The sequence below is a fragment of the Daejeonella sp. JGW-45 genome (assembly GCF_029360805.1).
In the GTDB taxonomy this organism is placed as follows: Bacteria; Bacteroidota; Bacteroidia; order Sphingobacteriales; family Sphingobacteriaceae; genus Daejeonella.
Map to the genome: position 1 here is coordinate 191,335 of NZ_JARKNC010000001.1, position 15,072 is coordinate 206,406.

Below are 15,072 nucleotides of genomic sequence, written 5' to 3' on the forward strand. Positions count from 1 at the left end.
TTAAAATTAATACAATGAAACGTCACTTATCTTCATATAAAAAAACCATCGGGTACACACTATTGTCGCTTGTGCTGATTTTTTCGGGATGCACTAAAAACTTCGAAGAAATCAATACAGACGACGGCCGTTTATCTGAACTGTCGCCAGCAGATAACCGCAGCTTGTTCCCGAGCGCTGTGATGGCCGGACTTAACGCCAATGGTTACATCATTTCAACTGCACTGTTCGCCGGGGTTTACTCCCAGCACTTTGCTTCCACACAGCCTGCGCATATGTCGCATAGATATTTAATTGTCCAGGACTGGGTTTCTCATCAGTGGGCTAATACGTATGTATCGGCGATGCCGGCCCTTTACAATATCATCGAGTCGACAAAAGCCAAAGACCCTACATTAAATGCAGTTGCCAGGATCTGGAAAGTGTTTGTATTACATCGCACCACAGATTACTGGGGACCGATACCTTACTCGAAAATCGGGGAGAAGGGAACTGTTATAGGCTATGACTCCCAGAAAGATATCTACTATGATTTCTTTAAGGAACTTGATGAAGCAACAACCTTGCTTAAAGCTAACCTGGCTATTCCATCATTCGCAACTAAAGATCCGATCTATGCGGGTGACAATGCCAAATGGTTAAAGTTTGGCAACACACTTCGCCTGCGCCTGGCTCTGAGGATCTCAAAAGTAGAACCGGGCAAGGCTAAAGAAGAAGCAGAAAAAGCATTTGCCGGCGGCGTAATGACCGAGCTTGCCGACGACGCTTACATGGCGGTAACCTCTGCAAACCCCAACGGCTTTAATCTTCAGTCAGGCTGGAACGAGTCGCGCATGAGCTCGACCATGGAGAGCCTGCTGAAAGGCTATAATGACCCGCGCATAAGCAAATTCTTCAGGCCCGCTGTAACCGATGGCCAATTTCGCGGTGTACGCAACGGTATGTCACAAGCCCAGCAGAATATCCCGGCAAACAGCTTCGATAATAGTTCTGATGTGAGTTTAAGGCTGGCGCCGATAAACATGAACACCACCCCGCAAGCCTGTATGTACACAGCAGAAGCGTATTTCCTTCGGGCTGAAGGCGCCCTGAACGGCTGGAACATGGGCGGCACGGCAAAAGACCTCTATGAAAAGGGTATTGAAATGTCGATGAGAACATGGGAGATAAATGATGCGACCATAATCAGCAACTATATCAATGGAACGAGTTTGCCTATGGCGCCCGGCGGATACTTCAACACGCCTGCCCTAACCGATATTCCGGTTAAGTTCGCAACAGATCCTGAGAAGCAGCGTGAGCAGATCGGCACCCAAAAGTGGCTGGCATTATTCCCTGAGTCGCATGAGGCCTGGGCTGAGGTGAGGCGCTCTGGCTACCCTAAAACATATCCGTTGATCAATTCTGATAATCCGGATGTGCCGAAGGAAAAAATGATCCGGAGGGCGACCTTCCTAACCATCGAGAGGAATTCGAACGGTCCGGCGGTTATCGCAGCAGAGGGACTTTTGGGTGGGCCTGACAAAGCCAGCACACCCTTATGGTGGGATAAAAATCCATTCTAGTATGATAAACAAACCTTTATAGATTAAGTGTTTAGCTTGCCCCCTGCGGGCGGCTAAACCTTAATATCACCTTGTATTGTCAAAATCTCCATGAACAGAAGTATGTCAGCCTGCAAACGTTTATTCCTGACCATATTGATCTGCTTTTCAGCCTCACATATCGAGGCGCAGGATAAGCGGAGTTTTAAGATATTTCAATTCCCGGCTGATAAGATCCCTGTCATCGACGGGAATACCGCCGACTGGGATCTTGTCGGCCAGGAATATACCGTAGGGATGAGCGAACTCTTTGACGACCGCATCGACTCGAACAGGCATCTAAAGGCGGATCCCCGGAACCTGGACGTGAAGGTAAAAGTGGGTTGGGTGAAAGGCATGAACAGGCTCTACTTTTTATATGAAGCCTACGATGATTACTGGGATTTTTCTCACCCTGACCTGCATAACGACATTTTTGAAATAGTAGTGGATGGCGATCAGTCTGGCGGGCCGTTTATAGCCCCCTTCCATCCCAATAAAACGCTGGACCGCATGGATGCCTACTTTTCATTCCAGGGTGTACATGCGCAGAACTACCATATCTTCACCCCGGCACGCGACAAAGACTGGGCCATGGTCTGGGGCAGCCAGCCATGGATAAAAGAGCTTCCATACGCCAACTCGGCCTGCAATTATAAATTCAATCCGGGAGAAGCCGGCCGCCTGACACTGGAATTCTGGATCACCCCCTTTGATTATGCGGGACCGGAAGGACCATCCCGGGCAGTGGAGTCCGTTCTGACAGAAAATAAAAATATCGGCCTCAGCTGGGCAGTTATCGATTACGATAACGTAAACAAGAAAGATGGCAAAAATAACGGATTCTGGAACCTGAGTAAGGAGCGCACGATGTATGGCGACGCAACTCACCTGCTCCCTTTTAAGCTCATGCCCCTTCAGGCTCAATATATCAAGCCTATCGATGCAAAATGGTCTTTCAAATTTACAGACATGGAGCGCCGGCTGGTTTCATTTAAAGATGAATCCATCGGCGACATCAGGTCGTGGAAATGGGATTTCGGCGACGGAAAGACTTCCTCCGAGCAGCATCCTGCACATGCATACAGTAAAGCCGGGCAGTACGTGGTGAGCTTATCGGTTGAAGGCCCCGCAGGCAGATCGCGGCTGTCAAAAGTCTGGGATGTATCTGTCAAATAAGACCTTATATTCACCTGGAGAATTTCAGGCGGGTACACATATTTTACTCAACGAAGAAATAACTAAAACATGAAGAAACCAGACAAAATCAGGTCCGTGCTTAAGCCAGGGAATAACCCCGGCTCAGATTCAATTCCGGCAGCAGGAACAGCTGCCGGCCCTGGCAAAGGTATGAAACGCCGTAAGTTCCTGGGCATGGGATTACTCGGTTTTGCCGGCCTGAGCCTTCCGTTAGCAGCAAACGCAAAAGGCGGGAATGCTGTAACTGAATTCGTAAGCGAGGCACTGAACCTGCAAAACTCATCCCGGCAGTCGGACAGCTTTGAAGAAAAGATAAAAATGCTCCAGGCAGCTCTGGCAAAGAAAGACTACCGGCTGGCCAGGGCTATCACCAATTCGCTGCGCATTTCGGAAGTGCAGGCCCAGCATGAACAGGAAACTTTCGGCACGCCGGTCGCGGGAGCCAGCCAGTTCGGGCTGGTATCAAGCCTGCCGGCGAGCTGGAAAGGCTGGGCCAATGGCTGGAAATACTATAAGGTCATCGGCATGGAAGAGAAAGCCGGCATCAGACGCAAAGGCGAACCGGTAGAAGTCCTGCTAAGCTTCCAGTCAGGCCAGGTTCAGTCGCTGGCCCGTGAGATCCGTGTGGCCGAGATCAAGGACGGTTTGCTCACTGAAGTCATCTCCCAGGTATTTTCGGAGGTACGGCGGGGCGAAGAAAAGATCTGTAAGCTGATGTTTCTGGCAGATAATAATGGCAGTGAAAAAAAGAACTATCTGGTATTCTATGGAAACCCGGATGCCGAGCTTCCAAACTATAAAACCGACCTCCTCGTCAGGGGCGAAGGCTACGGACTGGACATCGAGAACGAACACTTTATAGCCTACCTGTCCAAACAAACCGGGCAACTGGCCAAAATGGTACTGAAACGTGAGCATTGGCTGGAGATATATTCCGGCGGTCAGGGACATGGCGAACCGGCGGGAATCGACTGGGCACACGATTACGTGTCTGAGGATGGATTTCAGAAGATGCGGATCTCGTTGTGGGATGAATGCCCTGACTTCGAGGTGGTCAAAGGGCCGATATGCACCATCATCCGCAGATGGGGCTTCCCGTATTCGCCGCTGCACCCGCTGTTCGCACCCGCACGGCTTAACGTGGATATAGAATACCGCTTTTATGCCGGGCTGCCCTACTTCCATAAGTTCGGCAAGATGACGGCTGTAAAACAATTCGAGCCGGCTGCACTAAGGGACGATGAATGGGTGATCACCGGGCAGTCCTTTACCGACCTTGTATGGATGGGACCCGATGAGAAACTTCGCTCAGGTGAGGTACCGGCTGATATGAGAGACAAGCTCTGGGGCATCGGCTTCTATAATAAAGACACCAGGGATTCCTTTATCGGCTTATTTCTGGAACATCGCGCGGATGGGCTTCCCGAACTCGCACATAACGGATCACCGCAGCTCTATTATAAATGGCATGGGCAGATCTGGAGCCGCTACCCGGTTCCGAAAGACGTCAAAACTATCCCGGCAGGAGCTGTTCTGCACCAGAAGAACGTCTACATCACCATTCCGTTTACCCCTGCTGATGGTCCTGCACAGATCGAGGCACTGCGAAAAGAACTATTGTCGCCGATGGCCGGAACAAGCTCCGTATTGCCTAAAACGGCAGCAGCAAAAGAAAACCCGGGGAAACTCGCCCGCGCCGGGGAAGCACAGGACGCCAGGATCTCCAAGGCGCTGATCTGGAAAGCCCTGGGGGATGTCAAAGACCCACAGCTGTACAAAGCAGATATCAGCATTGCAGACCTGGGCTTTGTGTACGATATAAACGTACGGGGCAGTGTAGTGACGGTAACCCTGGCTATGCCGCACAGAGGCAGGCCCCTGGGAGAATACTTCGCTCATAGCTCGAACGTGGTCCACTCCACGGTATCGAAAACCATCATGGAAGCTATTTACGAACTTCCGGGAGTTAAGAAAGTGATCATGGAACAGACCTGGTACCCGCTATGGACCTCCAACCTGATCACTGATACTGGCCGTAAAAAATTAGGATTAGATTAGCATTATAATTTATCGATAGTATATGATCGGAAAAAGACCCCGTGGCATCATAAATGCCAGGACGCTGGTGATTGCCATTTTGGGTATCCTCTTTATATCTTTTGTTTCCTACCAGGATCTCGGCAATAATGACGACTGGCCTGTCTACGGCGGCGGCAAAGAACGCCTTCAGTATTCGGCCCTCGACCAGATCAACCATGCGAATGTGAAAGACCTGGAAGTCGCGTGGATCTACAACACAAAGGACAGCGATAAAAGCAGCCAGATCCAGGCCAACCCCTTAATCGTGGACGGCGTATTGTATGGCGTCACTGCCCAGCTTAAGCTTTTTGCGGCTGATGCGTCGAATGGTAACGAAAAATGGGTATTTAATCCTGCCGACAGTATCCTTGTCGACAATTCCGGTCGTAACAACTATGGCATCAATGCCTGCCGGGGCCTTGCTCTTTATAAAAAAGACAAGGGTGAACACTTGCTGTTCTACACAGTGGGCCCTTCATTGTTTTGCATCAACAGCAAAACCGGAAAGCCCGTTAAGACCTTCGGCAGGAACGGCCGGATCATACTTGAGGAGGGCCTGGATCCTACACGAAACCTTAAGCACCTCCGCGTTACCTCTACCACCCCGGGGATCATCTTTAAGGACCTGCTTATTGTGGGCACCAGCCTCTCAGAAGAAGAAGAAGCAGCACCGGGACATATCCGGGCTTTTGATGTGCATACCGGGGCTATGAAATGGCTGTTCCGGACTATCCCTGCTCCCGGGGAGGCCGGTTTCGACTCCTGGGAAGACCCCAAAGCCTACAAGTTTGTCGGCGGTGCCAATGCCTGGGGCGGACTTACACTGGACGAAAAAAGAGGCATGGTGTTCGCATCAACAGGCACAACAAACCCTGATTTCTACGGAGGCAAGCGTAAGGGCGATAACCTTTTCGGGAATAGCGTCCTTGCCCTGGATGCAGCAACAGGAAAGTACAGATGGCATTTTCAAACCATCCACCACGATCTCTGGGACTGGGATCTGCCGACGTCTCCGGTATTGGTAACCGTCAGGAAAGACCGGAAAAAGGTCGACGCCGTTGTGCAGGTAACCAAGCACGGTTTCATATTTATGCTCGACCGTGAAACTGGTAAACCCGTATACCCGGTTAACGAAAAGCCGGTGCCGACAGATTCAGACCTTACCGGCGAACAGCCTTCGCCAACTCAACCCTTCCCTACAGTCATCCCGGCCTTCGCCAGGCAAAGCTTTACCGGGGCCGATCTTAATCCCCTGGTACCCGATTCATCAAAAGCCGATCTTAAACAGCGCTTTCTGTCGTATAAACGCGGGCCGATGTTTACAACCCCGAGCAAACAGGGAACCCTTGTACTGCCCGGCTTAACCGGGGGTGCCGAATGGGGCGGCCCTTCGTTCGACCCGCAAAGCGGCATCCTGTATATAAATTCTACCGAAATGCCCTGGATCATCACCATGGTCGACGCGAAAGACAAGGCCGTGCCGGCATCCAACCAAACCAATCTGGAGGCGGGGAAGACCCTGTTCACCAGGAACTGCGCCGGCTGCCACGGTGCCGACCGGAAAGGATCGGGAGCATTCCCTCCATTGCTCGACCTGGAGAAAAGATATGACGAGGCTGGCTTCAAAGAACTTGTATCCTCCGGCCGGCGGATGATGCCGGGCTTTAAGAACCTGAGCGGGGCCGACAAAACCGCCATTGCTTCCTACCTCTTAAATATCACATCAAAACAGGGCAAGAAGTTTGTCCAGGAAGCCAGAGTGCGCGACCCGTTCTATAACACACCCTATCGCCTGGGCGGTATTAAACAATTCCTGACCAAAGAGGGCCACCCGGGAATAGCACCACCATGGGGCACGCTGAACGCCATCGACCTTAACAAGGGTAAGATCCTTTGGAAGAAGCCTCTGGGCGATGTGCCGGAGTTCAAAGCAAAAGGCATCACAACCGGGACAGAAAACTATGGCGGCTCGGTGGTAACAGCAGGCGGGCTGGTCTTCATTGCAGCTACCAAAGACGAAAAGTTCAGGGCGTTCGATAAAAAAACAGGCAAGATATTATTTGAGGCACAGCTGCCTGCAGGCGGCTATGCCACACCATCGGTGTACAGTGTTAACGGCAAGCAATATATCGTGATCGCCTGCGGCGGCGGAAAATTACAGACCAAATCAGGTGATTCGTATGTAGCGTTCTCACTTCCTTCTAAATAACATCCCCCGGTATCTCAGTCAGTTGCTGACACGGAAATCGCAGCCGGTAGAGTTAAATGAATTATCAGACACAAAACAGAAACATATATAATGACCACAGAATTTAAAGACCAGGTTGGAATTATAACCGGGGCAGCCTCGGGCCTGGGCGCCGCTATCGCAGTAAAATTATCAGCACAGGGTGTAAAGCTCGCTTTATTAGACAGAGATGCAGCAGGACTGGAAAAAACGAAAGCAATGCTCAGCTCTGCTTGCGAAACCTACACCCTCGACATTACCAAAGAAGCAGATGTAAGCTCCGTGATCGAAAAAGTGGGATCTGCTTTCGGACAGATACATATACTGGTGAACTGCGCGGGGATTACCGGCAAAACGAACATCCAAAGCCACGAAGTAAGTGTGGAAGATATGAAGCTGGTGTTCGATATTAATTTCACCGGCTCCTTCCTGACCTCGAAATACTCCCTCCCCTGGATGCTGAAGAATAATTACGGCCGCATCCTGCACATCGCCTCCATCTCTGGCAAGGAAGGGAACGCCGGAATGCTGGCTTACTCTTCCTCAAAAGCCGCGGTGATCGGGATGACCAAAGTACAGGGCAAAGAATATGCTGAAACCGGCATCACCGTCAATGCGCTGGCGCCGGCAGTGATCCGGACAGCCATGGTAGAGGCCATGCCGGCAGAACAGGTGAAATACATGACTGACAAGATCCCTATGAAGCGCTGCGGTGCCCTGGAAGAGGCGGCAGATACCGCTGCGTTCATCGTATCTCCAGCCTGCAGCTTTACTACGGCGTTTACGTTCGACCTTTCCGGCGGAAGGGCAACCTATTAATGATCAATGGAAAATAATTTCAGTTTTATGTAGGAATCCATGCATCAGAATAAAAAACTAATTCTTAAAATTACATTATCCGCGCCGCGGTAAAACGATACAATTATGATTTGGGATCAACTAACATCAAAGCAGCTGTCTGACTTAGACAAAAACACACCGGTATTTTTAAATATCGCGGCCACCGAGCAGCATGGCGCGCATCTGCCGGTAGCTACCGACAGGATGATCGGCGGCCACTTTCTGAATCTGCTCAACGAGGAGATCCCGGACAAGATACTGATCCTGCCGCCGGTAGCTGTAGGCTGTTCAGACCATCACATGGAATTTACAGGCAGCCTGAGCCTCAGCCACGCCACGTTTGCTGCAGTGGTGAAAGATATCGTGCAGTCGGTGATCCATCATGGCTTTCATAAGATCATCCTGCTGAACAGCCACGGAGGTAACCAGGGCATTATGACCGTGATCCTCGAGCAGCTTGGTTTTGCTAATCCCAAATCTCATATCCTCGGTGCCACCTGGTGGACGCTGGCGAAACCCGAATTACTGAAGATCACCGAAACCGGCCCGGGCGGTACCGGCCATGCATGTGAATTTGAGACTTCCTTAATGAAGGTTATCGCGCCCGACCTGGTCAATGAAGACCTCATCGCTGCCGGGGGAAATGTTCCTACCTTCTACCTGGCCGAAGGCGATATGCTCCAGGGCGGAAAGGTTTCGTACTACCGCACCATGAAAGCCATGACACCAAACGGGGTATATGGCGATCCGCGCAGCTCATCCCCTGAAAAGGGAAAGAGGATAGCAGCAGCCGTTGTGGAGGCGCTGAAGGACCTGGTTAACGAGGTAGCCGCGTTAAAAGCGAAGTAACCGGGACGGAATAAAGGTCTGAGATTCGGCCTTCGCCGGAACAATAAAAGCATATCGGTATATTTGGGCAATGAGATGGATAACACGCGAACGTCCCAAGATCGACCGTCTTGCCTGCCCCTGGCTGATAAAAAGATTTATCGACCCGGAGGCAGAGATATTCTATGTCCCCCTCCGCGATGTAATCCGCAGGGCAGAGGAGCTTAACGCAACGCCCTTCGATATCCCGGATGTGGAGTTCACACATTACCAGGATAAATGCACCTTCGATTGCTTCCTGGAGAAGTATAAGCTTGATGACCCGGCGCTCCTGACAATGGCTTTGATCGTACGGGGGGCCGATACCGACGCGCATCATTTGGCCAGCCAGGCTTCCGGCCTGTGGGCCATTTCCGCCGGACTAGCCTTTAACTATAAAGACGATAAGGAGCTGCTGGAACAAGCTGAAGTGATCTACGACGCCCTGTATAGCTGGGCCAGGCACCTGCAGGATATAAAACACACTCAAAATCCAACTGATCATATCTTGCTGGAGGTATATAATAAGTACCTCAGGCATAAAAAGAGTGAGAAGAAAACACCCGAATGGGTGAACGAATTTAAGGAGCTCATCCAGGACCAGATAGACCTGAATCTTAGCCTCAGCCTCAAAGAGATATCCGGGGAGCTTAAGGTGCACCCTGCTTACCTGTCGAGGGAGTTCTCACGTCATTTCGACGACCTGTCCTTTGGAGATTATATCCGGAAGCTCAGGATCGAAAAGGCATTAAAGCTTATGGAGGAAACCGATTATTCTTTATCAGAGATCGCCTACCTGACCGGCTTTTCAGATCAGAGCCACTTCACCCGGATATTCAGGAAACAACTCGGCCAGAGCCCGTCCATGCACAAAAGAACGCTGAAAGGTAAAAAGAATACCAAAGGTTAAATCTGTTCTATTTTACTGGCACAGGCATGTGTTATACTTGTATCCCGACCAGCTGATCACATTTAGCGGTTCGGGTTTATAATGATCTCTATTATCAAACACCTGAGTTTAGTTTACATCCCTTTATTATCAATCGCCAGTACCGGGTATTCTCAGGACAAACGAACTGAGACCGAGCCATCTCCTCCTGCAATAGTATATCCACGTATAGCAGGCTATGTCGGAATCGTACATCCATTGGCAAGCTTTGATAAAGATGGCACACATACAAACTTCGGGACCAGTTATACAGTTGGAATGCCGGTAGGGATCAACCTGTGGAAGACTGGAAAAGTCGGGTTTTCGTTTGAGGTTGTTCCACACATACGGGCGGAAAACGGTACCAGTAAGATGAGCAATTTCTTATTCCATCCGGGTATCTTATTCGCTCTGGGCAATGGCTACACTTTTGCCGGCAGGGCAGCTTTTGAAACTTCCGGCAGGTATGGCTTTACGCCGGTTTTAAACAAAGTAATCAAGAAGAATAAGCATAACAATTACTTTGCAGCATTGCCCCTGCCTGTCCGGTTTGGAAATGACCGGCCTTCCTCCTTTGCAGTAGCATTTCAATTTGGTATTGGATTTTAAGCGATATGGCAAACAGTAACTACTCATTGAAAGATCTGACCCTGTACTTCCTGAAGCTCGGAACCTGGGGCTTTGGCGGCCCGGTGGCATTAGTCGGCTATATGCACAGGGACCTGGTCGAAAATAAGAAATGGATCACCGAGGACGAGTATAAAGAAGGAATGGCCCTGGCCCAGCTCGCCCCCGGGCCCCTTGCAGCCCAGCTTGGCATATACATCGGCTTCGTACATTACGGATTGCTGGGCGCAACCCTGACCGGCCTGGCTTTTGTGCTGCCCTCCTTCATTATGGTTGTTTTGCTGGGGATGGCCTACAAGCTTTACAGCGGCCTTTCCTGGATGCAGGCCATATTTTATGGCGTATCCGCATCCGTTATCGGGATCATCAGCATCAGCGCTTATAAACTCACTGTTAAATCTATCAGTAAATTCACGTTGCCAGCGATGAGAGCTAACTGGCTATTATGGATATTATATCTCATTGGGGTCGTCATCACTGTGATCACCCAGAGAGAGGAGGTACTATTGTTTATCCTGACCGGGGTAATATATATGATCATTAAAGTCCCTCCCCAATGGGCCAGGCGTAACCCGGTATTACCTTCGTTCCTGCTCGCCGGAATGGTTTTTTGGGAGTCGGGAAATAATGAGCTGGTTAAGATCGGGCTGTTCTTTCTTAAAGCCGGGGCATTTGTATTTGGAAGCGGCTTAGCTATTGTTCCCTTCCTTCATGCCGGGGTTGTTCAGGAATATGGCTGGCTGACCGAGTCGGAGTTTGTTGACTCGGTGGCTGTTGCAATGATCACCCCCGGACCGGTTGTCATCACCGTTGGATTTATCGGCTATCTGGTCTCCGGCTTTCCCGGGGCATCAGTGGCAGCGTTGGCAACCTTCCTGCCCTGCTTCCTTTTCACTGTGATATTAGCCCCTTCATTTAAAAGGATAGCCCAGAATAACAGTGTAAAAGCTTTCGTCGGGGGAATCACAGCAAGCGTCATCGGAGCCCTGGTCGGATCGGTTATTATCATAGCCTCACGATCTATCGTGGATGTCTGCACAGCCCTGATCGCACTGGCCAGTATCTCTTCACTGCTGTTCATTAAAAAGCTGCAGGAACCGTATGTGATACTAGTTGCCGCGGTGGTGGGGATGGTGATAAAAGGGTTTTAAATCTGACCTTATAGCTCATTCAGTAATTCGTCTGAAAGCTGGAACCTCACGGCGCTTGCTCCTCTACCCCTGCTTCCTCCGCCAGCTTAACCATCCCATTCACTATCGTACTTTGTACCCCTGCTGCCCATTGCCCGGGCAGACCGAATAGTATATTCGCCAGGAAGCCCTCGTATTTACCTTCTTTTAAGATCCGTTCTGAAGGAATATAAGTCATGATGTCGTTGCTATAGCCCATTACAAATAGCTGCTGACCGAAAATCTTTTTGAGATCAATGCCGTACTGAACGACCACCTCCCCACCCATAGCCATAATAGGCTGTTCGCCCAGTTTCCAGACCTGTATCGGATAAGGATATGATTTAGGAAGGCTTTCTCCCCTCCTGGCTTTTTCGAGCATCCGTGCGGCCCAGGCCTGCTGGTATTTTGACGGGTCTTTCTTCATCCTCTCCAGCTCTTCGATGGTATAAGGTGCAGCGAAAGGCAGATCAATTTCCCTGTAGGCGGTTGCCAGCTCAGGAGATAATTCTTTCATATCATCTTCCATCACACGGCCGACGGCTGCTGCCAGCTCTGTTCCGTATTGCTTTGCCCAGGCTATAGTGTTGCGGGGTATGGCATTTTGGTCGGCCCCGGTACTCTGAAAAAATAAAGCCGTAGCGCCAGGGTGTAACTTTTCGAGTTCTATCTGTGCAAAGCCGGGGTAATCGCCCGACCATTTATCGAGACTTAAAACAGAAGGGTGGCATGAATAACCGAACGCGATCGCCTTCAGCTTATTTTTTCTGTTTACCACTTTAATTACCGGCACAGCATAGTCATTTGGCCCCTCTAATTCCGTCTGCCGGCTTAATGCAGCCTCGCTATTGTTCCGGCGGTTAACCTGGAAGCGCGTAACTCCATTTTCAGAGTAGACCTTAACCGGTTCAAGGTCCCTTATCGCAGAGCCGACCAGGTTCACGATCTGCTCTTCAAATTTTATGGTATACACCCTGCTTCGCTCTTTCAGCTCATCAGTAATAGGATATACATCGTATAAATAATTATCCAACACAGGTCCCGAATGAGTATGGGAAGCATTCAGTATGATCCGGGATCTGGACAGGGAGTATTTCGTCTCCAAACGCTCGCGGATACGAATGGAAATATTACGGGGAATGCCGTTCAGGTCCATCGTGATAAGAACAGCCCTTCTCCCTTTTGCATCCTCCATGATCAATGCCTTCGCCCAAAGATCGTGGATTTTGCCTTCAGAAGGTTTGGTCCTCGAACCAAAGCCCGCCAGCCACATGGGCTGTTGGGGAGTAATATTTACCCGGGCAGTACCAGCCCTCCAGGCCCGGGTGCCTTTATCCTGCGCATAAGAAAATGAGCTGAGCGATGAGAGAAACAGAAAGAGAGTGATCAGGGAAAGTCTTATCATGAGGAGATTTCGTTTACGTAACCGAAGATAAAACTTTACGTAAACAAATTGCCATTGTCAAAGCAATTCCCTTTGCAGAACTAATCGTAAAAGAACTGTTCCGAAATTATTTTCCCATTCTCTGTGCGGTAGAGGCAGATCTCCTCCATGTGCACGTTACCCGCGCCTTTAAAGTCGGCGGTCATTGATGTCTTCACAGTAAAAAAACTGCCGGCCACCAGGGGCTCACTGATCTCGTAGGAATGAACCTTCTCCACCTGCTCAGTAAACTTCTTCCCCTTTTCGATCATTGCGTCCCGTCCAATGGTCTCGATGGGGAACATAGGGCTTTCTTTTGCTTCGATACCCCTGGCGTTTTCGGCAAACAATTCGCGGTAAGCACGTTCCCATTGGTTGGTTTGGCAATACTCAACCAGCTTATCTGCAATTTCTTTTGTCTCCATAATTCAGATTCAGGTTTGAACCACTATTGTTGTTAAGTTATGCTAAATTACAAAGCCCGGCTATTAGCCGTTTATCCTTTTTGCGATAAAACTGGTACGATATTCTGGTATGTGGTATGAGTTATTGCCTCCTATATTTGCATTATATTTCCGTAAATTAGATAAACCCGCATCCAGGTCCGGGTTATACAACACATTTTTAACATTGGATATACGATCATATTTAGAAAGCGGGAACCTGGAGCTTTATGCTATGGGCTTGTTGTCGGGGGTGGAAAAAGATAAAGCCGAGGAAAATATCATAAAATACCCCGAGCTGAGGGCGGAACTGGATAAGATCGAGCTTTCGCTGGAGAAACTGGCAACGGCAGCTGCTATTGAGCCGCCCCGTTCACTTATCGATGAGATACTTAACAGGATTTCCGTTCCTGAGCTCACAGGCAATACCTTTCTGCCTTTATTAAGCAGCGATTCCGACTACAGGGACTGGCAGAGGCTGGTTCGCGATTATATCCCGGGCGACTTTTCGGATGGGTGCTACAGCAAGGTGATCCGGGAAACCGCTCAGGTGACACAGATCCTGCTGGTATCCTCCACTGATTTTGATGATGAAATTCATACCGACCTGCATGAAAGCTTTCTCATCCTGCAGGGAAAATGCAAATGCACGGTCGGCAATAAAGAATTCTTTATGGAAGCCGGTGATTATACTGAGATCCCCCTGCACGAGGTACACCGCGTGGAAATCGTCAGGAAACCGGTTATCGCCATACTGCAGCGGATCCCCGTTTAGGTCCGCCAAAAAAAAAACAGGAAGCTGATTGCTCAAACCTCCTGTTTTCACTGAACTGCTAAACCTAAACTATAAATGGAGATACTATCGCCAGGATCTGCGCCTTGGTCAGCGGCTCATCGAAAGCTTCAGTGGCTGCATTCGTGGAGATATTTCCGGATACGCCTGGTAATGATGTGATGGTTACCCCGCCCTGGCTTAAATTTTCCTCTCCTGCATACGAGCCGTTTACCACAGCCCCTATACCCGTATCGTTTGATCCGGTGATCCATGGCTTCATGGAAGCAGCCGCACCACCCCGGGTTTTGCGCATGTAGCGGATATGAGCCGCGTGGCGCGCTTCCACCGAGTGGATGTTTAATGCTGCTGTGAGAACGACTTTATTTCCGAGCAAGGCAGGTGCCTGGCCTTTATAGGCCCTTACGCCGGTATCTTCAAACACCTGCGCCACGGCCAGGAAAGTATCATAGCTGGAAAAAACTGTCGGGAAAGTTCCTTTGGCAGTAAAATCAAATACCGGTTTGGCGACCGCTGCCGCTCCCAAAACTGACTTCAGGAAAGCCACGTGCTGGTTTTCATGATCGCGTATATTAGTCAGGGCGCCGGTTCCAGCCGTAGTGCCCTGGGCCATCAGGCCTGTATTGGCAACACCCAATGTATAAAACTCAGCCTCCAGGTATTCCAGGGTAAGTGCAAAATTCAGCACTTCATTTACCGATGCCGGAGTCTGCTGTCCGTAGGCCTTTTTAAACAATGAAGCCAGCGCCAGGGGCAGTCCCGCCATGGCGATCTTTGAGCCGAGGCTCCCCATATTTTTTATTGCCGAACGGCGCGGGTTCATCCGGTCGTTAATTTCCGGATCAACTCTCTCTATTTCTTCGATTATATTTACAATGTTCATGTCCTTAAGT

Annotated in this window: 13 protein-coding genes; 10 read left to right on the forward strand and 3 right to left on the reverse strand. The window is 50.0% G+C overall.

Annotated features, from left to right (window positions below; all coding sequences use genetic code 11):
* The first annotated feature begins 14 nt into the window (after positions 1 to 14).
* The 9 genes from P2W76_RS00865 to P2W76_RS00905 all read left to right on the forward strand — a co-directional run bounded on the left by P2W76_RS00865 (position 15) and on the right by P2W76_RS00905 (position 11,502).
* Complete coding sequence (locus tag P2W76_RS00865; protein ID WP_276345555.1) at positions 15 to 1,565, forward strand: SusD/RagB family nutrient-binding outer membrane lipoprotein; 1,551 nt, start codon at positions 15 to 17, stop codon at positions 1,563 to 1,565.
* Between the two features lie 90 nt (positions 1,566 to 1,655).
* Positions 1,656 to 2,762, forward strand: a complete 1,107-nt coding sequence (locus tag P2W76_RS00870; RefSeq protein WP_276345556.1) for a PKD domain-containing protein — start codon at positions 1,656 to 1,658, stop codon at positions 2,760 to 2,762.
* Positions 2,763 to 2,831: 69 nt separating this feature from the next.
* A complete protein-coding gene (locus tag P2W76_RS00875) occupies positions 2,832 to 4,841 on the forward strand; it encodes an iron-sulfur cluster assembly protein (protein ID WP_276345558.1) in 2,010 nt (669 codons plus the stop codon).
* A gap of 22 nt (positions 4,842 to 4,863) precedes the next feature.
* Positions 4,864 to 7,071 (forward strand): PQQ-binding-like beta-propeller repeat protein, encoded by a 2,208-nt coding sequence (locus P2W76_RS00880; protein WP_276345559.1) that lies wholly within the window; start codon positions 4,864 to 4,866, stop codon positions 7,069 to 7,071.
* Positions 7,072 to 7,161: 90 nt separating this feature from the next.
* Entirely contained in the window at positions 7,162 to 7,908 is a 747-nt protein-coding gene (locus tag P2W76_RS00885; protein WP_276345560.1) for an SDR family NAD(P)-dependent oxidoreductase, read from the forward strand.
* Between the two features lie 105 nt (positions 7,909 to 8,013).
* Complete coding sequence (locus P2W76_RS00890) at positions 8,014 to 8,778, forward strand: creatininase family protein (RefSeq protein WP_276345561.1); 765 nt, start codon at positions 8,014 to 8,016, stop codon at positions 8,776 to 8,778.
* A 70-nt stretch (positions 8,779 to 8,848) separates the two neighbouring features.
* A complete protein-coding gene (locus P2W76_RS00895) occupies positions 8,849 to 9,706 on the forward strand; it encodes a chromate resistance protein ChrB domain-containing protein (protein WP_276345562.1) in 858 nt (285 codons plus the stop codon).
* Positions 9,707 to 9,787: 81 nt separating this feature from the next.
* On the forward strand, positions 9,788 to 10,333 hold the full coding sequence (locus tag P2W76_RS00900; protein WP_276345563.1) for a hypothetical protein: 546 nt from the start codon (positions 9,788 to 9,790) through the stop codon (positions 10,331 to 10,333).
* A gap of 5 nt (positions 10,334 to 10,338) precedes the next feature.
* Positions 10,339 to 11,502, forward strand: a complete 1,164-nt coding sequence (locus P2W76_RS00905; RefSeq protein ID WP_276345564.1) for a chromate transporter — start codon at positions 10,339 to 10,341, stop codon at positions 11,500 to 11,502.
* Between the two features lie 46 nt (positions 11,503 to 11,548).
* On the opposite strand, the gene P2W76_RS00910 is transcribed toward P2W76_RS00905, so the two are convergent.
* Positions 11,549 to 12,925: a neutral/alkaline non-lysosomal ceramidase N-terminal domain-containing protein gene (locus P2W76_RS00910; protein WP_276345565.1), complete on the reverse strand. Its 1,377-nt coding sequence runs from the start codon at positions 12,923 to 12,925 to the stop codon at positions 11,549 to 11,551.
* A gap of 80 nt (positions 12,926 to 13,005) precedes the next feature.
* The gene (locus P2W76_RS00915) at positions 13,006 to 13,368 is read right to left on the reverse strand and encodes a SnoaL-like domain-containing protein (protein ID WP_276345566.1); all 363 of its coding nucleotides are present in this window, start codon (positions 13,366 to 13,368) and stop codon (positions 13,006 to 13,008) included.
* Positions 13,369 to 13,573: 205 nt separating this feature from the next.
* Between P2W76_RS00915 and P2W76_RS00920 the strand changes: the two genes are divergently transcribed.
* Positions 13,574 to 14,161 (forward strand): cupin domain-containing protein, encoded by a 588-nt coding sequence (locus tag P2W76_RS00920; RefSeq protein WP_276345567.1) that lies wholly within the window; start codon positions 13,574 to 13,576, stop codon positions 14,159 to 14,161.
* Between the two features lie 64 nt (positions 14,162 to 14,225).
* On the opposite strand, the gene P2W76_RS00925 is transcribed toward P2W76_RS00920, so the two are convergent.
* Positions 14,226 to 15,062 carry a ferritin-like domain-containing protein gene (locus tag P2W76_RS00925; protein ID WP_276345568.1) on the reverse strand — a complete coding sequence of 279 codons (837 nt, stop codon included), beginning with the start codon at positions 15,060 to 15,062 and terminating at the stop codon, positions 14,226 to 14,228.
* Positions 15,063 to 15,072: the final 10 nt, after the last annotated feature.

What these genes read in the sequence shown, in the direction of transcription:
- P2W76_RS00865 (WP_276345555.1), top strand. Translation starts at nt 15, where the DNA reads ATGAAACGTCACTTATCTTCATATAAAAAAACCATCGGGTACACACTA.
- P2W76_RS00870 (WP_276345556.1), top strand. Translation starts at nt 1,656, where the DNA reads ATGAACAGAAGTATGTCAGCCTGCAAACGTTTATTCCTGACCATATTG.
- P2W76_RS00875 (WP_276345558.1), top strand. Translation starts at nt 2,832, where the DNA reads ATGAAGAAACCAGACAAAATCAGGTCCGTGCTTAAGCCAGGGAATAAC.
- P2W76_RS00880 (WP_276345559.1), top strand. Translation starts at nt 4,864, where the DNA reads ATGATCGGAAAAAGACCCCGTGGCATCATAAATGCCAGGACGCTGGTG.
- P2W76_RS00885 (WP_276345560.1), top strand. Translation starts at nt 7,162, where the DNA reads ATGACCACAGAATTTAAAGACCAGGTTGGAATTATAACCGGGGCAGCC.
- P2W76_RS00890 (WP_276345561.1), top strand. Translation starts at nt 8,014, where the DNA reads ATGATTTGGGATCAACTAACATCAAAGCAGCTGTCTGACTTAGACAAA.
- P2W76_RS00895 (WP_276345562.1), top strand. Translation starts at nt 8,849, where the DNA reads ATGAGATGGATAACACGCGAACGTCCCAAGATCGACCGTCTTGCCTGC.
- P2W76_RS00900 (WP_276345563.1), top strand. Translation starts at nt 9,788, where the DNA reads ATGATCTCTATTATCAAACACCTGAGTTTAGTTTACATCCCTTTATTA.
- P2W76_RS00905 (WP_276345564.1), top strand. Translation starts at nt 10,339, where the DNA reads ATGGCAAACAGTAACTACTCATTGAAAGATCTGACCCTGTACTTCCTG.
- P2W76_RS00910 (WP_276345565.1), bottom strand. Translation starts at nt 12,925, where the DNA reads ATGATAAGACTTTCCCTGATCACTCTCTTTCTGTTTCTCTCATCGCTC.
- P2W76_RS00915 (WP_276345566.1), bottom strand. Translation starts at nt 13,368, where the DNA reads ATGGAGACAAAAGAAATTGCAGATAAGCTGGTTGAGTATTGCCAAACC.
- P2W76_RS00925 (WP_276345568.1), bottom strand. Translation starts at nt 15,062, where the DNA reads ATGAACATTGTAAATATAATCGAAGAAATAGAGAGAGTTGATCCGGAA.